Origin of the sequence: Binatus sp. (SeqCode), assembly GCF_035272065.1 — a bacterium.
Lineage (GTDB): Bacteria > Desulfobacterota > Binatia > Binatales > Binataceae > Binatus.
On sequence record NZ_DATEQZ010000066.1, the window covers coordinates 1 to 16301 of the forward strand.

The 16301-nt window shown below is 61.0% G+C and carries 16 protein-coding genes; 9 read left to right on the forward strand and 7 right to left on the reverse strand.

Going from position 1 to position 16301, the window contains the following annotated elements:
- The 7 genes from VJX68_RS12695 to VJX68_RS12725 all read left to right on the forward strand — a co-directional run.
- The coding region (locus VJX68_RS12695) for a c-type cytochrome (RefSeq protein WP_324096068.1) at positions 1 to 329 on the forward strand (329 nt) is incomplete at its 5' end.
- 1 nt (position 330) lies between these two features.
- The gene (locus tag VJX68_RS12700; protein WP_324096069.1) at positions 331 to 834 is read left to right on the forward strand and encodes a QcrA and Rieske domain-containing protein; all 504 of its coding nucleotides are present in this window, start codon (positions 331 to 333) and stop codon (positions 832 to 834) included.
- Complete coding sequence (locus tag VJX68_RS12705; protein ID WP_324096070.1) at positions 831 to 2273, forward strand: cytochrome b N-terminal domain-containing protein; 1443 nt, start codon at positions 831 to 833, stop codon at positions 2271 to 2273. The genes VJX68_RS12700 and VJX68_RS12705 overlap by 4 nt, the downstream gene beginning before the upstream one ends.
- Positions 2270 to 3163: a cytochrome c oxidase assembly protein gene (locus VJX68_RS12710; protein WP_324096071.1), complete on the forward strand. Its 894-nt coding sequence runs from the start codon at positions 2270 to 2272 to the stop codon at positions 3161 to 3163. The genes VJX68_RS12705 and VJX68_RS12710 overlap by 4 nt, the downstream gene beginning before the upstream one ends.
- Before the next feature lie 19 nt (positions 3164 to 3182).
- Positions 3183 to 4820 carry a glucose-6-phosphate isomerase gene (pgi, locus tag VJX68_RS12715; protein ID WP_324096072.1) on the forward strand — a complete coding sequence of 546 codons (1638 nt, stop codon included), beginning with the start codon at positions 3183 to 3185 and terminating at the stop codon, positions 4818 to 4820.
- A 386-nt stretch (positions 4821 to 5206) separates the two neighbouring features.
- Positions 5207 to 5596, forward strand: a complete 390-nt coding sequence (locus VJX68_RS12720) for a CBS domain-containing protein (RefSeq protein ID WP_324096073.1) — start codon at positions 5207 to 5209, stop codon at positions 5594 to 5596.
- Between the two features lie 83 nt (positions 5597 to 5679).
- Entirely contained in the window at positions 5680 to 6474 is a 795-nt protein-coding gene (locus VJX68_RS12725) for a MaoC/PaaZ C-terminal domain-containing protein (RefSeq protein ID WP_324096074.1), read from the forward strand.
- A 187-nt stretch (positions 6475 to 6661) separates the two neighbouring features.
- Here VJX68_RS12725 and VJX68_RS12730 read toward each other — a convergent pair whose 3' ends face one another.
- The 6 genes from VJX68_RS12730 to VJX68_RS12755 all read right to left on the reverse strand — a co-directional run bounded on the left by VJX68_RS12730 (position 6662) and on the right by VJX68_RS12755 (position 13405).
- On the reverse strand, positions 6662 to 7894 hold the full coding sequence (locus VJX68_RS12730) for an MFS transporter (protein WP_324096075.1): 1233 nt from the start codon (positions 7892 to 7894) through the stop codon (positions 6662 to 6664).
- A gap of 286 nt (positions 7895 to 8180) precedes the next feature.
- The gene (locus VJX68_RS12735) at positions 8181 to 8789 is read right to left on the reverse strand and encodes a hypothetical protein (protein ID WP_324096076.1); all 609 of its coding nucleotides are present in this window, start codon (positions 8787 to 8789) and stop codon (positions 8181 to 8183) included.
- A 184-nt stretch (positions 8790 to 8973) separates the two neighbouring features.
- Complete coding sequence (asnB, locus tag VJX68_RS12740) at positions 8974 to 10902, reverse strand: asparagine synthase (glutamine-hydrolyzing) (protein WP_324096077.1); 1929 nt, start codon at positions 10900 to 10902, stop codon at positions 8974 to 8976.
- Positions 10903 to 11121: 219 nt separating this feature from the next.
- Positions 11122 to 12441 (reverse strand): tetratricopeptide repeat protein, encoded by a 1320-nt coding sequence (locus tag VJX68_RS12745; protein WP_324096078.1) that lies wholly within the window; start codon positions 12439 to 12441, stop codon positions 11122 to 11124.
- A gap of 248 nt (positions 12442 to 12689) precedes the next feature.
- Positions 12690 to 13091, reverse strand: a complete 402-nt coding sequence (locus tag VJX68_RS12750) for a lasso peptide biosynthesis B2 protein (RefSeq protein WP_324096079.1) — start codon at positions 13089 to 13091, stop codon at positions 12690 to 12692.
- A 23-nt stretch (positions 13092 to 13114) separates the two neighbouring features.
- Positions 13115 to 13405, reverse strand: a complete 291-nt coding sequence (locus tag VJX68_RS12755) for a PqqD family protein (RefSeq protein ID WP_324096080.1) — start codon at positions 13403 to 13405, stop codon at positions 13115 to 13117.
- Positions 13406 to 13749: 344 nt separating this feature from the next.
- Here VJX68_RS12755 and VJX68_RS12760 point away from each other — a divergent pair, with 344 nt between their 5' ends.
- Positions 13750 to 15003, forward strand: a complete 1254-nt coding sequence (locus tag VJX68_RS12760) for a nucleotidyltransferase domain-containing protein (protein WP_324096081.1) — start codon at positions 13750 to 13752, stop codon at positions 15001 to 15003.
- Between the two features lie 132 nt (positions 15004 to 15135).
- Here the strand turns inward: VJX68_RS12760 and VJX68_RS12765 are convergent, their stop codons facing one another.
- A complete protein-coding gene (locus VJX68_RS12765) occupies positions 15136 to 15657 on the reverse strand; it encodes a CC0125/CC1285 family lipoprotein (RefSeq protein WP_324096082.1) in 522 nt (173 codons plus the stop codon).
- Between the two features lie 251 nt (positions 15658 to 15908).
- On the opposite strand from VJX68_RS12765, the gene VJX68_RS12770 reads away from it, so the two are divergent.
- Positions 15909 to 16277 carry a hypothetical protein gene (locus VJX68_RS12770; protein WP_324096083.1) on the forward strand — a complete coding sequence of 123 codons (369 nt, stop codon included), beginning with the start codon at positions 15909 to 15911 and terminating at the stop codon, positions 16275 to 16277.
- Positions 16278 to 16301: the final 24 nt, after the last annotated feature.

Sequence of the window (16301 nt, forward strand, 5' to 3'; positions counted from 1 at the left end):
CTGACGCGGCCGCCGGCGCCCCGCCTTATTCCAGTTCCACGCCGGGCGATTCAAATAGTGGCGCACGGGTGTATGCGTCAAACTGCCAATCGTGTCATGGGCCCGACGGCAAAGGCGGAACCGCCGGCTGTGTCGTCGATCCCTCTTACCTTGCGCTCGTCAGCAACCAGTACTTGCGCACGATTGTGATCGCGGGACGCCCCGATCTCGGCCATCCTGATTGGAAGAACGCCGCCGCGGGAAAACCGCTCACGCCCCGACAAGTCTCTGACGTCGTGGCATGGCTCGCATCGAAACGTTCCGCGTCGCCCATAGCTCAGAGTGATTGAAATGGATACTGAAAAGACTTCGCGGCGCACGTTTTTATTTCGCCTCGGAATAGCTATTAACGCGATCGCTGTCGCACTATTCGCTATACCAATTGTCGGCTACGTACTATCGCCCGCACGGCGCTTCACCTGGCTCGACTGGATACCGCTTGGCCCGCTGACCGACTATCCGGAACATCAGACGCGCCTGGCTGAGTATGTAAACCCGTTCAAAAAAGCATGGGATGGCGAGACGGCCAAGATTCCCTGCTGGGTGCGGCGCCTCGCGGGCGACGAGTTCCAGGTCTTCGCCATCAACTGCACGCATCTTGGATGCCCGGTGCGATGGTTCGCCGAATCCGAACTGTTCATGTGCCCCTGCCACGGCGGAGTTTTCTACTCCGACGGCAGGCACGCGTCGGGACCTCCGCCGCGCGCGCTGTATCAATACAAATACAAAGTTGACGCAGGCAAACTTTGGATCTACGCCGGTCAGTTGCCGACGCTGGGCGAGCCGCAAGCATGATCGACGCGCTCAAGTCTGTCGGCCGATGGCTCGACGCTCGACTGCAACTCGGTAGCACGATCGCTGAGGTCGCAGCGCATCCGGTGCCGCGCAGCTCCGCCAGCTGGTGGTACGTCTTCGGCAGTGCCACGCTCGTCGTATTCGTTTTGCAAGTAGTCACCGGCATCTGCCTCGCGACTGTCTATACGCCCGCCGCCGACCGCGCCTGGGACAGCCTAATCTACTTGAACTACCAACAACCGCTCGGATGGTATCTGCGCGCGCTGCACGGCTGGGGCTCCAACTTCATGGTCGCCCTCATGTTCGTGCACATGATCCAGGTCTTCCTGTTCGGTGCCTACAAATTTCCGCGCGAACTAACCTGGGTTGCAGGATGCGTCCTGCTTTTGTGCACGCTCGGCATGGCGTTCACGGGGCAGGTGCTGCGCTTCGATCAAAACGCATACTGGGGGCTCGGCATCGGCGCGTCGATCGCCGGTCGCACTCCTATCATTGGCTTCAAGATCGTCGATCTGATTCTCGGCGGACCGATCATCGCCGGCGAAACCCTGTCGCGCTTCTTCGCGCTGCACGTGTTCGTGATTCCCGCCCTGCTCATAGGCTTCGTCGGCCTGCATCTCTTCCTGGTATTGCGACTAGGCATCAACGAATGGCCAATGCCCGGTCGAATAGTCAGACGCAATACCTACTTGCAGCAGTACCAGGAGTTAGTACACGCCGACGGTGAACCGTTCATGCCATTCGCCGCGCAAAAGGATCTGGTCTTCGCCGGACTGATTATCCTGGGTTTGCTCGTAGTCGCCGCCATCGAAGGCCCGATCGGTCCCAACGGCCAGCCCGATCCGACCATCATTCAGACCGTGCCGCGCCCCGACTTTTTCTTCCTCTGGCTATTCTCCCTGTTCGCACTATTGCCGCCCTGGACCGAGACCTTTCTGATGCTCACCGGTCCGGTCGCTGTAATCGGACTCCTCTTCGCCCTGCCCTTCATTTCCGGCACCGGCGAGAAGAGCTGGCATCGACGACCTTTCTCAGTCGTGATCGTTATTCTCGCCGTCACGATCATCGGCACACTCACCTGGCTCGGGACGTTCTCGCCATGGTCGCCCGTGATGGACGCGTGGAGCGCCGTGCCGACGCCCATCGATTACGTCAAGGGCCGCACTCCGCTCGAACTGCAAGGCGCGATTCTCGTGCAGAGCAAGCAGTGCCGCAACTGCCACTCGCTCGGCGGCACAGGTGGGATGCGCGGGCCCGCGCTCGACGACACCGCCACGCGCCTGACCCGCGATCAGATCGTGCGCCAGATAATTCAAGGTGGCGGCAATATGCCGGCCTACGGCAAGAACCTCACCCCCGCAGAGGTCAACGCGCTCGTCGCATTCCTCGCCACGATGCATCCACCGGGCGAGCCGCCCGCACGAGCATCTTCGCAATGAACTCGCTAGTCCAAGCCGCCTTCGATTCGTGGACGCCACCCGTCGCCACGATCGCGATGCTGCTCGCCACCGCCGCCATCTATGCGCGCGGGTTCCATCGCCTGCATCGGCAGATGCCGACACGCTTCCCTGTCTGGCGACTCGCTGCGTTCATGGGCGGAATCGCGGCGCTCTTCATCGCGATCGCGTCACCGCTCGAGGCCTTCGACGACCTGCTGCTGCAAATCCACATGACGCAGCATCTCCTGCTGATGATTGTCGCGCCGCCGCTCCTCCTCGCGGGCGCTCCGGCTATTGCGCTCGTCCGCGGGATCCCTCCGCGTATTAGCAAGGCCATCGTCGGCCCGCTTCTCCGCTCGAGTGCCGTGCGACGCCTCTTCGCATGGCTGACGCAGCCACTGGTATGCTGGCTCGCATTCGCCGCCGCGACCTGGGGATGGCACCTGCCCGCCGGCTTTCAGCTCGCGCTCCGCTCCGACGGATGGCACGTCGCCGAGCACGCATGCTTTTTCACGACTGCGCTGATGTTCTGGTATCCGGTCGTCCAGCCGTGGCCGAGCGTCGCGCGATGGCCGCGATGGGCCATGATTCCGTATCTGCTGCTCGCCGACGGCCAGAACACCATCCTCGCCGCGCTCTTCATGTTTTCCGGCCGCCTGATTTACCCTTACTATGCGACCGCGCCGCGCATCGCGGGCTTCACTCCCCTTGGCGACCAGATTGTCGCCGGCGCTATCATGTGGGTGCCCGGCTCGATTTTTTATCTCGTGCCCGCCACGCTCATCATGTTTCAGATGCTCGCGCCGCAAAACCTCACGCGCCAATCCGCTCGTGAGGCTGAGATTCATCGCCGAGTCGCCGGCGAACTTCCGGCGGCGCCGCATTTGTAGTCTGTAGAAGGAGACAACGATGCCAGCACCAACGATTTCGCTTACCGAGCGTCCCGCATGGAAAGCCCTGCAGGCGCACTACAACGAAATCCAAAGCCGCCACCTGCGCGCTATGTTCGACGAAGATCCCAAGCGCGGCGAGCGCCTCGTGGTCGAGGCCGCCGGCCTGTACTTCGACTATTCCAAGCATCGCGTGACCGACGAGACTCTTCGCCTCCTGCTCGCGTTGGCCGACGAAGTGGGACTCAAGGCGCGCATCGACGCGATGTTCCGCGGCGACAAGATTAACGTGACCGAGAAGCGCGCTGTCCTGCATATCGCGCTGCGCGCACCGCGCGGCGTTTCAATCGGCGTCGACGGCGACGACGTCGTGCCCAAAGTCCACGAGGTGCTCGATCGCATGGCGGACTTTTCCGCGCGCATCCGCGACGGCTCGTGGAAGGGTCACACCGGCAAGCGCATCCGCAACATCATTAATGTAGGCATCGGCGGCTCCGACCTCGGCCCCGTCATGGCCTACGAGGCGCTGCGCCACTACAGCGACCGCAATCTGACGGTGCGCTTCGTCTCCAACGTCGACGGCACCGATTTCGCCGAGGCCACGCGCGACCTCGACCAGGCCGAAACCCTGTTCATCATTTCGTCGAAGACTTTCACCACGCTCGAGACGATGACCAACGCGCACACCGCGCGCGACTGGTCTCTCGCCGCGCTCGGCGATGACAAAGCGGTGGCGAAGCATTTCGTCGCGGTCTCGACCAACGCCGCCGAGGTGACGAAGTTCGGCATCGACACGAAAAACATGTTTGGCTTCTGGGATTGGGTCGGCGGCCGCTACTCGATGGACTCCGCGATCGGCTTGTCCACGATGATCGCGGTCGGCGCCGACAACTTCCGCGCGATGCTGTCGGGCTTCCACTCAATCGACGAGCATTTCCGCACAGCACCGTTCGCGCGCAACCTGCCGGTCCTGATGGGACTGCTAGGTGTCTGGTACAACGATTTCTTCGGCGCGCAAACGGTCGCCGTGCTGCCTTACGAGCAATACCTGAAACGCTTCCCCGCCTACCTGCAGCAGCTAACGATGGAATCGAACGGCAAGCACGTCACGCTCGAAGGTGCGCCCGTCGACTACCAGACAGGACCTATCTACTGGGGCGAGCCCGGCACCAACGGCCAGCATTCGTTCTACCAGCTAATCCATCAGGGCACGAAGCTAATCCCGTGCGACTTCATAGGATTCTGCCGCGCCCTCAACCCGCTAGGCCGCCATCACGACCTGCTGCTCTCAAGCATATTCGCACAAGCCGAAGCGCTGGCATTCGGAAAAACCCCCGAACAGGTAAGAGCCGAAGGCACCCCCGACTGGCTAGTCCCAGCAAGAGTATTCGAAGGCAACCGCCCGTCGACAGTTATACTAGCCGACGAACTAACCCCCGAGACCCTGGGCAAGCTGGTAGCTCTGTATGAGCACAGCGTCTTCACCCAAGGCGCAATCTGGAACATTGACTCATTCGATCAATGGGGCGTAGAGCTAGGCAAAGTCCTGGCGCAAAAAATAATCCCAGAACTGGAAGCGGCCAAAGAACCGCCACTCTCGCACGACAGCTCCACCAACGCCCTGATAAGAAGGTACCGCGCCCGCCACAAGAGATAGTGACAATAAGCGCGGTAGCCCTTCTTTCTTTGTGTCATCCTGGGCGCAGCGAAGGAACCCGGATCCGGGATTCTTCGCTTCAGCAACTTCGCTCAGAATGACACGAGCACTCCTATCGGCACTGTAGATGTGGCCGGGTACGAAGTAGAAAGGGCCAACATGCCGCTAGAAGAGCTGATGACGGCTCCAAACAAATGAAATCGGACGTGCAGCGCGCTTACCGGATGCGGCCTCGGTCAAATCGAGCGCTATCTGAAGGATCGCAGCGCGCAATCGGTATTGACCTGCCGACGGGTAAGTGGACCGCGAGCGCTGCGGCGAGTAGTAGTAGCTGTAATTTCGATTGATGAGGTGGAAGTTAAGCAATGTTTCTGATCGGGGACCGGATGACGCGAAAAGTTGTCACCGTAAAGCTAGCCGATACACTCGCCGCCGCTGCAGCCAAAATGAAGGCGGGAGCATTCCACCGGGTGCCGGTGGTCGAGGCAAACAAGCTGGTCGGAATCGTGAGCGAATTCGACCTGAAGCGTTACGCGGACGCGCTCGACTCGACGCCCGTCGAAATCGCGATGACGCGCGACCCGATCACCGTGATGCCCTCGGACACGCCGCAACATGCGGCCGCCCTGATGAGCCAGCACGAAGTCGGTGCCCTTCCTGTTATCCACGGCGGCAAACTCGTCGGCATCGTGACGACGAAGGACCTCATGATGCCCGAACCGCACCCACTCCCCGAATGGGATCCGCGCACCCAGCGCAAGACCCGCGACGAGTAGAACTAGCTGTTATGCCGATTGAGTCTTCTATCGTTGGAGCCGCTGGGGCGCCTATGGTCAGCGAGATCGATTCGCGCTGGACTATGGCGTATGCGGCAGCGCTTGGCGACTCGATGCCCTGTTACATGGATACCATGCGCGGCGTGATTGCGCATCCGATGTTGCCGGTCTGCTTCGAATGGCCGGTGCAGGTTGCGATGCGCGCGCAGTTCGAGAAAGCCACCTCGCTCACGCGTGACGAGGCGATGCGCGGCGTGCACGCGACGCATGACACCGTGCTGTATCGCGCGATTCGTCCTCCGGAACGGCCGACGACGCGGCTCACCGTCGCTGGAGTCGAGCGCCGAAAGCCGGGTGCGTACATGGTCACGCGGCTCGACACTGTCGATGAGGCAGGCAAGCCGGTTTGCACAAGCTGGTATGGCGCGATTTATCGCGGTGTCGAGGTCATCGGGTCTGACGCTCCGGCGAAGATTGCACCCGCGCCGACGCAGCCGATCATCGAAGAAGGCGAGCCGCTCTCGGAGTGCCAGGTCGATGTACCCGCGGGCATGGCGCATATCTACACAGAGTGCGCGCGAGTCTTTAATCCGATACACACCGACGCTGCGGTCGCGCACGCGGCCGGGTTGCCCGAGATCATCCTGCACGGAACCGCGACGCTCGCGATGGCGGTGTCGCGAATAATCGAGAGCGAGGCGGGCAAGGATCCGGCGCGCGTCGAGCGGGTCGCGGGACGTTTCGGCGCGATGGTGACGATGCCGTCGACGCTGACCGTGCGCATGCTCGCGCGCGAGGGCGCGGTCGTATTCTTCGAGGTGCTGAGCCGCGAAGGCCGCCTCGCAATTCGCGACGGCATGGTCGTGCTGCGCGCGTAACTTCTTCAATTGCCTCGCCCGTTGTCGGGAGAGGCCGACGCTCGTCTTCGAGCGGCGGGAGAGGGACCAAATTTGCTGAAGATTCCGGATGTGCGGCGCAACCGACAATCGCGCCGCACAAGTGTCCCTCACCCTAACCCTCCTACCGACAACCGGGCGAGGGGACTCGGACGTAAAAGGAAAAGGATTAAAATTCGTCGGACGGTCTTACAGCGCGGAACTGGATTAGCAGCAGGATGTCGTAGATCGTTTTCAGCGTTCCTGCGCAAATCAGCGGCCAGCCGAACGACGAATGATTCAGCATCGCGCCCGCCGGCAACGGCGCTAACGCCGACGCGAGGCTGCGCGGCACGTTCGTGACCGTCGCCGCGGCGGCGCGTTCCTCTGGCGGCACGACCGCCATCACGTAGGACTGCCGCGCAGGCACGTCCATCTGCGACATCGACGAGCGGAGCAGCAGAAATGTCATCGCCAGCGCCGGCGTCTGCACCAGCGCCGCGAGTATCAGCATCGCATTCGACGGCAAATGGCTGAACACCATCGTGTTAATCCGTCCGAAGCGCGCAGCGAGTGCGGCCGAAATGAACTGCGAGAACGATCCGAGCAATCCGGCCGCGAAGAAGAACGCGCCCGCCACCTGCACCGGCAGGTTGAAGCGGCGGAACAGCCACAGCGCCAGCAGCGACTGAATCACGAATCCGCCGCCGAGCGCGTCGATACTGAACAGCGCCGAAAGCCGGATCACAATTGCTCGCGATTTCTCCAGCGGCGCGCGCTTGACCGGTTGGCGCTCGACTTCGACAGATGCCGAGAGCCGCCGATAAACCGAAAACGCGATGACCGCGAGGATCGAGTATGCGACGAAGCCCGATCGCAGCGCCGGCGCGAGCGCCCACCCGTGGCGCGCCGCGAGTATCGCGGGCACGCCGCTGGCCAGCGCGCCGAACGCACCGGCCATCGCGCCCGCCACGTTGTACAACGCGAACATCGCGGTCAAGTCGCTCGGCTCGGCTGCTTCCGCCAGCGCCGCCTGCTCCACAGGCAGGAACAGACTGACGTCGCCGGCTGAAGGATTCAGCGTGCCGACCACGGCGACGACGAACAGCGGCCAGAAGCTAGTCGTCGTCGCGAATCCGATTCCCGTCAGCAGCATCAGCGCACACGCCGCGAGCAGAACTCGACGCCGGCCCAGCCGATCGGTGGCGAGACCCACCCACAGCGTCAGCGCTGCCGAGCCGAGCAGCGTGCCGAACACGATTGCGCCGACGCGCAACGGACTGAATCCGATCGCCGTCAGGTAACCCGGCAGTAACACGCTGACCGCGCCGTCGGCCAAGCCGCGGAGCGCGCGCGTCGTAAGCAGCAGCCGCGCGTCGGCAGTCGCGCTCTGAGGGAACCATCGATTGATTGGAGTCGGCATTACGTCGCAGAAACCTAACCTCACGTGCGAAGCGGAACAATCGCTTAAGAGGCAGAGAGTGTCAGGCGTCCAAGTCGGCGAGAACGGCCTCCCGAACCGCACCCAACGCGGCCAGGTCGTTGGGTACCCTGAGCCGCCTGACGGGCACGATGGCCGTGACTTTTTCGATGAGCTGGAAGTGACGCGTGAGCATCTCGGAGTCGGTGAAGTCGAGCAGAAACGAAGATGAGAACAGTTCGATGAACGCCTCGCGCGCCTCAATCCGCTCGACGACGGGGCTAAATATTTACGGCTCCCCTTCTTTGGGACGGACGACCCGATAAATTCGGCTGAGCAGGACGGGTTCGCGTGGAAAGTTCTTCGCGCTCGGCAGCGCGAGTGCGCGCCGCTTGGAAGTATAGTCGGCGACTGGGGCGGTAACGCCGGACGCGGCCGAGAGCGCCTCGAGCGCGTCGCGCCCGAGCCGCATCCCCGGATAACCCGGCAGCACTTGAATCGACCCGTTTTGCTCCACGAGGGGAAGGCAGTCGTCGCCCAGCGCGCCGAATCCTGCCAGAAAGAAACTGGCGGGGAGAGTCGATTTGCCGGAACCTGCAGGCCCAGAGAACGCACAAGCTCCTTTGGGTGTCACGATTGCGGTGGCGTGAAGCGCTTCCCGGCCGCGGCGATTCAAGACCATCGGGAGCGCCTGGTCGAGCACCAGATGGCGGATGGTGTCGGCGGAAACCCCGGGCTCGACGCGCCAGCATGTGAGCTGGCTGCCGGCACCGTTGAGGATGAAGTCGGCCATCCCGGCATATCGGAGCAGATAGCCGTCACCAACTCTTGCTGATGTCAGCCACGGAGTTCCGTTGGGCGTCGTGGTTGTTTTCAGTATTTCTGAGAGCGGCGGCATCTTCGCTCGCGGCACGCGTAAACGAATTCGAACGTCCGTCGCAATCCGATCGGCAGGTTTCTCGAGTCTGGAAAGCTCGGGGAAGCGAGTGTCCGATTCGATCGTGAGTCCATAGACGCGATAACGAAACATTCTTAAAGTTTAAGCCGCGCCGCGGGGCAACCCAAACATTTTCGACTAATCGCTATGACGAAGCGCCCTGTTTTGGAGCAACCCGGTCGAGGAGATCTCCGCCGTCGCGGAAGACGACGTTGTACCAGACCTCGATCGCGAATGCGTTGATCAAAGGCCAGAGGTTTGAGCTCGGATCGCTCAGCCGTTTTCTCGCGAAGTCGCGTGCCAGGTCGCTGTCCACCCAGCCATTTTCGGCGATGGTGAGATGATCGTAGAAGTTTGCACCACCGAGTCGATCGAAAAGACGCAGGAACGTCGCCGAAAACTCTCCCTTGGTGAGCCTTAGGCGAATGCTCTCGGGCAAAATACCCTTCATCGCGTTGCGCAACACATACTTGATAAAATTATTTTGCGTCCGCTGATCTTCGGGAATGGCGAGGCAGAACTCGATGATCCTCAAATCGTAAAAGGGATGCCACTCCTCAATCCCCACCCGCGCCGAATGACGGTCCTCCAGTTCCATGACGTGAACCATCCACCCGTCAATGAACATGTCGTAAACGGACCGCTGCGAGAAGGACATCCCGGCGGGTCGATGGCGAGCGACACGCAGTCTGCCAAGCAAATCGATTCGACGCGCGAATTCCCTGGGGATGAAGGCCGGATAGCGTTCCCGCGGGACTAAGTCACTCAGCCGGCGGCGCAACTGGTCGGGCAACATCGGCCGTAAGCCCCACCAGAGCAGATTTTTGAGCCGGTTATGCCCGGCGGAGCCTGGGATGCCGAACCGCCAGTCGGTCTTCAATAGGCGCATCAGCTTGCCCAGCCTGAGCTCGGACAGCAGTTCCGCGTAATAGAACTCGCTGCCCGTCAGCCACTGATCGCCACCCATACCGGACAGCAGAACTCGCATCCCCTTGTCCGCGACCGCTTGTGAGAGGTTGCGGAACTGCGCGCCATTGGGAGGATCGCCCCATTCGCGGCAGCGGCGGGCGCCGTCGATCGCCGCCTGCATGTCGATCTCGAAGGGCTGGATCCAGTTTAGTTTGACGTCCCACATCGAGACGACTTCATTGGCATACGTGCGCTCGTCGGAAGACGGCTCGTCATATGCAAGCGAAAAAGTCTCAAACCGCGGTATGCTCACCTCGCCGGCTCGAATCATCGACTCCGCCACGCATACGATCGAGGACGAATCGAGACCGCCGCTAAGCTGGGCCGCCACGCCGTCACGCGCGCGAATCCGGCAGCGCACAGCGTCTTCGAAGATTTCGAGGAAGTGCGCAGCGTACTGGTCGTCGGTGCCATACCTGATAGCGCGCGATGGATTGAGATCGTAGTAACGTGAAATTCGCGGACCGCGGTCGGTAACAACCATCATGTGAGCCGGCGTCAGACGCATCACCCCGCGATAGAGCGTCTCTTCTCGGGTAATGAGCTTGCCAGTCAGGAATTCGCCGACGAGTCCTTCGTTCGGTTCCTGTGGGATGCCGGGATAGCGGAGTATTTGTTGTAGCTCGGAGGCCGCGAGGAACGTTTTGGAGTCGCAGTAGTAGTAAAATGGACGGATGCCCGAGTGATCGCGTGCGCAAAACAGGCGGCGCCGAGTGGAGTCCCAGACTACGAACGCAAAATCGCCAAGCATCCTGCGCGCGCAGTCCTCGCCGAGGAACTGGTAGGCTTTCAACACCAGCTCAGGATCGGTATCGGATCGCACCTGCGCGCCAGCCGCCTCGACCAGCTTGCGAAGCTCGACGCGATTGTCGATTCGGCCGTCGAAGCAAAGTAGCACCGCGCCGGTTTCGTCGCCGAGAGGCTGGACCTCCTCGAACGACTCAGGCGTGACGCACAACATCGCATGACCCAACGCGGCCTGACCGCCATAGAAGCGGCCGATGCCGTCGGGACCGCGATGCGCCATCGCATCGATCATCGGTTCGAGCTGCTCGCGTCCGACCGGACGGCCGTCGAGATTGAATACGGCGGTAAAACCGCTCACGGATTGAAGCCGTTGGGAACTGTGATGACCAGCGTGAAAAAATGACCGAATCGGATGTGGCCGGGTCGCCACCGGCAATCGATGTCGGGTACTCGCATCATCGATCTCTTCTTGTTCTATTCAGGATTTGCCCGGTGCAGCGAGGCCCCGAGCACTGTGAGGTCAGTGCGCGGCGGCTTCATGATGCCGCTATTCAAGCTCGGTTGGACAGCCCCTGGATCATGACACAACCATCCGATGCGAGTCAGCTTTCAGATTTGAGCCGCGTCTGCGAGAAGCCGTCGGCATTGGCAATCGAAACTTCCCATAAAGCGAACGCCGGACAGCCGTCGGAATCAGCAGGAGTCCCGCCAAGGCATGCTCGCGGGCCTGGCGCCACTGCTGCTGGCCGCCGTAAAGGCGGGCTAGGCGCACGCGGACCGCGATACGGTCATAGCCACCGGCGATCGCGATGCGGTAGCCTGCGGTCGCGCGGTTCGTGTCGCCATTGCGTTCATAAATTCGTGCCAGTGCAGCGTGGACGCGCCCATGGTCCGAATCAAGCATGAGCCCCGCACTCGGATCGGTGGCGATGGCATCATTCACGGGTCGATGCCCGCGCAATGCGAGCTTGAGAAATTGTTGGTACGGTTCGATCGCTTCCTGTGAGCGGCCTTGCTTCTCCAACGCTTGGCCCAGACCCCGATGCGCGTCAATCAGGTCCGGCCGAAGCGCCAAGGCCGCCCGAAACTCAGTCTCGGCCTCTGCCCAACGCTTACGTCGAGCCGCGATCCATCCCAGTCCCAGGTGCGGAAATGCGTCGGCAGGATCCAGCAGCACCCCGCGACAAAACGCATCACGCGAAGCATCATCGTGCTTCGCCCGGTACAGCGGTATCCCTGGACCCGCATGGGCGGTGCGGTAAGAAGGATCCATCGCGAGCACCTGTTCATAGCAATGACGGCCCTCGTCGGGCCGTCCGGTTTCAGCCATGAGATACGCCAGGTGAAAATAGGGCGCAGCTCCGAGCCTGTCGCCGACGGCGCGAAAAATTTTTTCCGCCTGTGTCAGATCGCCCTGGAGCCTTGCCACGATTCCTTGCCGGATACGCTGGTACGCATCCGGCAAGTCTTTCTCATCAGGACAGCGTAGTCGCGTAGCCAGTTCGTCGCCGAGATATTTCCACGCAAGCGGTGTGTATCCACCCTCTACCGAGTACGCGATGGTGACAAAATCGGTCGTGAGCGCGGCCGCGCGAAGAAGTTCCGTCAGTTCTTCCGGCGACCGCCATGGAACCGGGTCCAGCACATCCTCCGTGCGGTAGGAAACCCTCGGAATGGTCAGATAGTCGGTATCAATGTCCAGGAGCACATCCTCGGAAAACGACGGCAGTGTATCCAGCGAGCAAATCACCAAGGGGCAACCCAACACCGAGGTGCGCAGACCATGATGTTCCCATTGCGTGTCAGCCGGGTTCCCGGGGTAACTCCTCAGAATCTCCTTCAGATGACTGCCAAGCGCCTTGCGACCGGCGGAGTTCTCCCAAGTGCCATCTGGCACAATCCAGTAAACTTCCCGTACAATTCGCTCTCGCAGCGCCAGGCAGACAAAGTTCGCGATCGTCAGCTAGCGGTTGTCGTCAAGCCACCACATGTCGTGATGAGCATCGATGTGCACCAGGATGCGGTTCTTGAAAGCTGCGTCGCGCCAGAGGTGATAGGACTGGTCGTGATTCTCCATCAGGTGCACTTGCCGAATCGGGTCGACTCCGACCCGGGCGGAGGAGTGCGCTGCGAGGGAGGATCCGGTCACAACGATGGCGCTTGTAAGGCCAGCAACTGCGAATAGTGCGCGACCTCGCTGGCACTGCTCAACAACGCTACGCCCTGGTGCTCGACCCACGCATGCGCCTCGAACCCGCCACCCGGCGCCTTCGCGACGCCGATATGGATGCCGGATGCGTATCCGGCGCGAGCGAGCAAATAATGGAGTGCCAGCGCCTGAGTTAGGCAGGTAGCGCGCGGAATCGGGCGGCTGGCGGCGCGAACCGCCCATTCCATGCGCTCAACGCTGAATCGGCTAGCGCGTGACGTGACGGTCGACGGTCGCAAAGCAGCCACGCGATGCCACGGCAGCACCCACAGCGCGACCCGATAAGCTGCGAGCAAGATACCGGCGTTGAGCAGCAACCCCCGCTCGGCTGAGCTCACTTGCCGGAACTTGCGTATGGCGTTCATGCCTGGATATCGATCAACCCTTGCTCTGAAAGCTGCGCCAGGAGGGCTTGGAGGTCGGACTCGACCTGTGCGCTATCCACCTCGTAGATGCCCAGCAGAGCCTCTCTAATCTCTGCAAAGGTTCTGGGTTCCTGGATCAAACTCCAGAGGCTGGCCCCGATGAGATCGAGACCGTAATAAACGCTGTTGTTCAGATTCAGAATCGCAGCCTCTCCGGCGAGATCGCACGATATCTGATTCGCCGAGACAGCGATCCGAGACTGATCCGACAATCCAACCGCAGCCATATTAGTCCCTATGCGCCGAAAGAAATCCGATCGAAGGAGCAAAGGACCGTCTGATGTGGGATCAGCCGACGCCCCGTTTGGTAGTGTTCCCCTGACCCGGATCCGTGTTCGATCCGCCCACGCCTGCGGTCAGTTCGGCGAGTTTCCCATAGGTAGTGAGCTGTGGCTTCTTGTACGGTTTACGAGGTCTTTTGCCGGACCCGGTCCCGGCACCTTCCTCCATTTCTGGATTGGGCTTTCTCATCGATTTAGTAAGTTGCCCCTGATGCCTTGCAACGTTAAAGCATGTACTTTGTAGACGCAAACGCATCGTATGACAAGTTCTACGTGAAAAAAGAAACTCGATGGTTGCTCTTCGAGCGCCGCTCGAACTTATTGTTGGTAACTCTGTGGCACTCAACGCTCTCCTCGACCATTCCAAATCATCCAGCGAAGCGGCCCTCGTGCTCTGCTGCGCGACCTTGGCGACACCTGCGCGCAGTGCGTTAGCCTCCGAAATTGTTGCACGTGTGCACAGTTGGGATAGCGTCGCCGAGATTGCAAAGCGCCATGCGGTGCTCCCGCTGGTGTATCGATATCTAAACCTCGAATGTCAGACTTCGGTGCCGGAGGAGGGTTTGGCGAAGCTGCGAACGCAGTGGCAGTTTGTCATCCTCTACAACCGCCACCTTACGGCCGAACTTGTGAGACTGATGGGCCTGCTGCACGTGGCTGGAATCGCGGCGGTCACGTTCAAGGGTCCTGTGCTCGCTGCGATGGCATACGGATCGATCGAGCTACGCCAGTTTGTCGATCTGGATATTCTCGTGCGTCAGAGCGACCTGCCGCGGGTCGCTGAAATACTCACAGCCGAGAGGTACCTGTCGCCTCATACCCGGCGCGAAGGCCTGGCGACCGGCTACTTTCAGGAGTACGAGGACGCCCTCTTCAGGCCCGACGGGATGGGGGCAGTGGACGTTCATTGGAAGGTCACCCCCCGCTCGTTTCGCTTCGGCCCCGACGAGGAAACGTTCTGGCATCGCGCACATCAGATTGATCTCGAGTTCGGCACCGTGAACGCAATCGCGCCCGAGGATCTGCTGTTGTACATCTGCGTTCACGCGGCGAAGCACGGATGGGTCCAGCTCGAATCGATCTGCGACGTTGCGGAGACGATTCGCGCCCGGCCGGGAATCGATCTGATGGCGATACTCGACGAGGCGACCACACTCGGCAGCCGCAGGATGTTCCTGACAGGCATCTATCTGGCGCACGAGCTGGTCGGCGCGCCGGTTCCGAGTGACCTCGTCGCGATTGCTCGCAACGACCGCGCGGTGCGGGCATTGGCAAGAAAAGTCGCGAACCAACTGTTCAGCGGTGGCGCGCAGGGGAGGGCAAACTTCGATCCGTGGGCGGTACCGAGTCGTTCGATCGAAGGCGCCCGCGCCCGAATTCGTTACATCGTCCGGCGAGTGTTCGCGCCAACGATGGGCGACTACGAATTCATCCCGCTGCCGACAGCGCTGTTCCCGCTCTATTGGGTAATCCGGCCGTTTCGGATGGCGGCACAATACGGCCCGCGCCTTCTTCGCCGCTCCGCGAACAGTTCAAACGTCTGAAGCTCGTCTATTTTGGGTGGATTTGCTGGCGAACAGGCCGGGACTCGAACTCCGGGGGCACGCCGAAATTTGGGAAGTCGCCGGCGAAGCGGAAGCCGTCGCCGCTACGAGAGTAGATTCAGCACGCGCGACCTAAAAGTGCTCGAACGGTGGGGGCTCGTTGGTCAGGGCGTTCGGATTCACGACAGGTATGCGCGCGGAGGCCGCCTGGCTGTTGCCTATGGAAACAGGAGGAGGCGTCGCCTCGGCCGTCTCACCCTCGTCAACTGGAATGCTTCTGACCACGGCCGCTGCGTCATACGCATGGAGGTCAGACTCAGGTTTGTTGCCCTTGAACATTTTGATCGTCGCGCCCGCGCTGAATTCGTTATCGACTTTCGCGCCGTCAATATTGGTAATTCCTGCACTCGGCTCCACCAGCACGAAGTAATTGTAGCCATTTTGCAGAGTTACATCTGCGCACCTTCTGAGCAGGTATGAATGAAGCATCTCCGGTGAATTGAACCTATTGCCGCGGAAAGAAACTTGCGCGGTGTTGCCGTCCAGCCGCTGATCGGAGTATCCCCCCGAGACGCCGTCGGGCTGGTATGCCGTAGCACAACCAGTGAGTAAGCAAACGGCCGACAACGCGACTAGACTGATGCGAACTCGCATAGACGTTCTCCCCCTACAATAAGTAATAGTTAATATACCCTGCGTATGATCAGCAAACAACCGGCCCGATTTGCGCGCAATTTCCAAGCCGCGCTTTCGCGCGCGCTCGACGAAGCGTGCTCCGCAGCGCACAAACCTAGCCGCGAGAAGAAAGAACCCTCCCTCGAAACCGTTTGCTCTTTGGCTTCAATAGGGCCATCAAGGAGGGTCTAGTATCGTTAACTTCCGCTAACATAGAGAGAACAAAACACATGGCGTCAGGCAAGCCAATCGGCGAATTTTCATTGAAGATGGTCACTCAAACCAACACTCCCGGACCTGCCGGCAGCGTTCTCATCCAGGTGAATTTCGAAGGGACGGGGACCGGGTTTGGAGCGATCTTCGACACTTCCACTTTCATCGGCGGCGGCAAGGATGGGACTTTCAGTCAGGTCGGGTCGGCCTATCTCGACAATGGCGACGTCCTGAGCGGTGTCGGTCAAGGAACCTACGAGAGCAAGGGCAAACACCGGTGGTCCACCGCGTCCATTGTCCAGCTCTCCGATGGCCGCCGGCTGGCCACCGCGGGCGAGATAGATTTGGCTGCGCGCACCTGGAAGGGAACTCTTTCAGAGATCTAAAACTGCGCGACGGAGTGAAAGCGG

What these genes read in the sequence shown, in the direction of transcription:
- pgi (WP_324096072.1), top strand. Translation starts at nt 3,183, where the DNA reads ATGCCAGCACCAACGATTTCGCTTACCGAGCGTCCCGCATGGAAAGCC.
- VJX68_RS12720 (WP_324096073.1), top strand. Translation starts at nt 5,207, where the DNA reads ATGACGCGAAAAGTTGTCACCGTAAAGCTAGCCGATACACTCGCCGCC.
- VJX68_RS12735 (WP_324096076.1), bottom strand. Translation starts at nt 8,789, where the DNA reads ATGCCGCCGCTCTCAGAAATACTGAAAACAACCACGACGCCCAACGGA.
- VJX68_RS12730 (WP_324096075.1), bottom strand. Translation starts at nt 7,894, where the DNA reads ATGCCGACTCCAATCAATCGATGGTTCCCTCAGAGCGCGACTGCCGAC.
- VJX68_RS12700 (WP_324096069.1), top strand. Translation starts at nt 331, where the DNA reads ATGGATACTGAAAAGACTTCGCGGCGCACGTTTTTATTTCGCCTCGGA.
- VJX68_RS12760 (WP_324096081.1), top strand. Translation starts at nt 13,750, where the DNA reads ATGGTTGCTCTTCGAGCGCCGCTCGAACTTATTGTTGGTAACTCTGTG.
- VJX68_RS12710 (WP_324096071.1), top strand. Translation starts at nt 2,270, where the DNA reads ATGAACTCGCTAGTCCAAGCCGCCTTCGATTCGTGGACGCCACCCGTC.
- VJX68_RS12770 (WP_324096083.1), top strand. Translation starts at nt 15,909, where the DNA reads ATGGCGTCAGGCAAGCCAATCGGCGAATTTTCATTGAAGATGGTCACT.
- VJX68_RS12725 (WP_324096074.1), top strand. Translation starts at nt 5,680, where the DNA reads ATGGCGTATGCGGCAGCGCTTGGCGACTCGATGCCCTGTTACATGGAT.
- VJX68_RS12705 (WP_324096070.1), top strand. Translation starts at nt 831, where the DNA reads ATGATCGACGCGCTCAAGTCTGTCGGCCGATGGCTCGACGCTCGACTG.
- VJX68_RS12765 (WP_324096082.1), bottom strand. Translation starts at nt 15,657, where the DNA reads ATGCGAGTTCGCATCAGTCTAGTCGCGTTGTCGGCCGTTTGCTTACTC.
- VJX68_RS12755 (WP_324096080.1), bottom strand. Translation starts at nt 13,405, where the DNA reads ATGGCTGCGGTTGGATTGTCGGATCAGTCTCGGATCGCTGTCTCGGCG.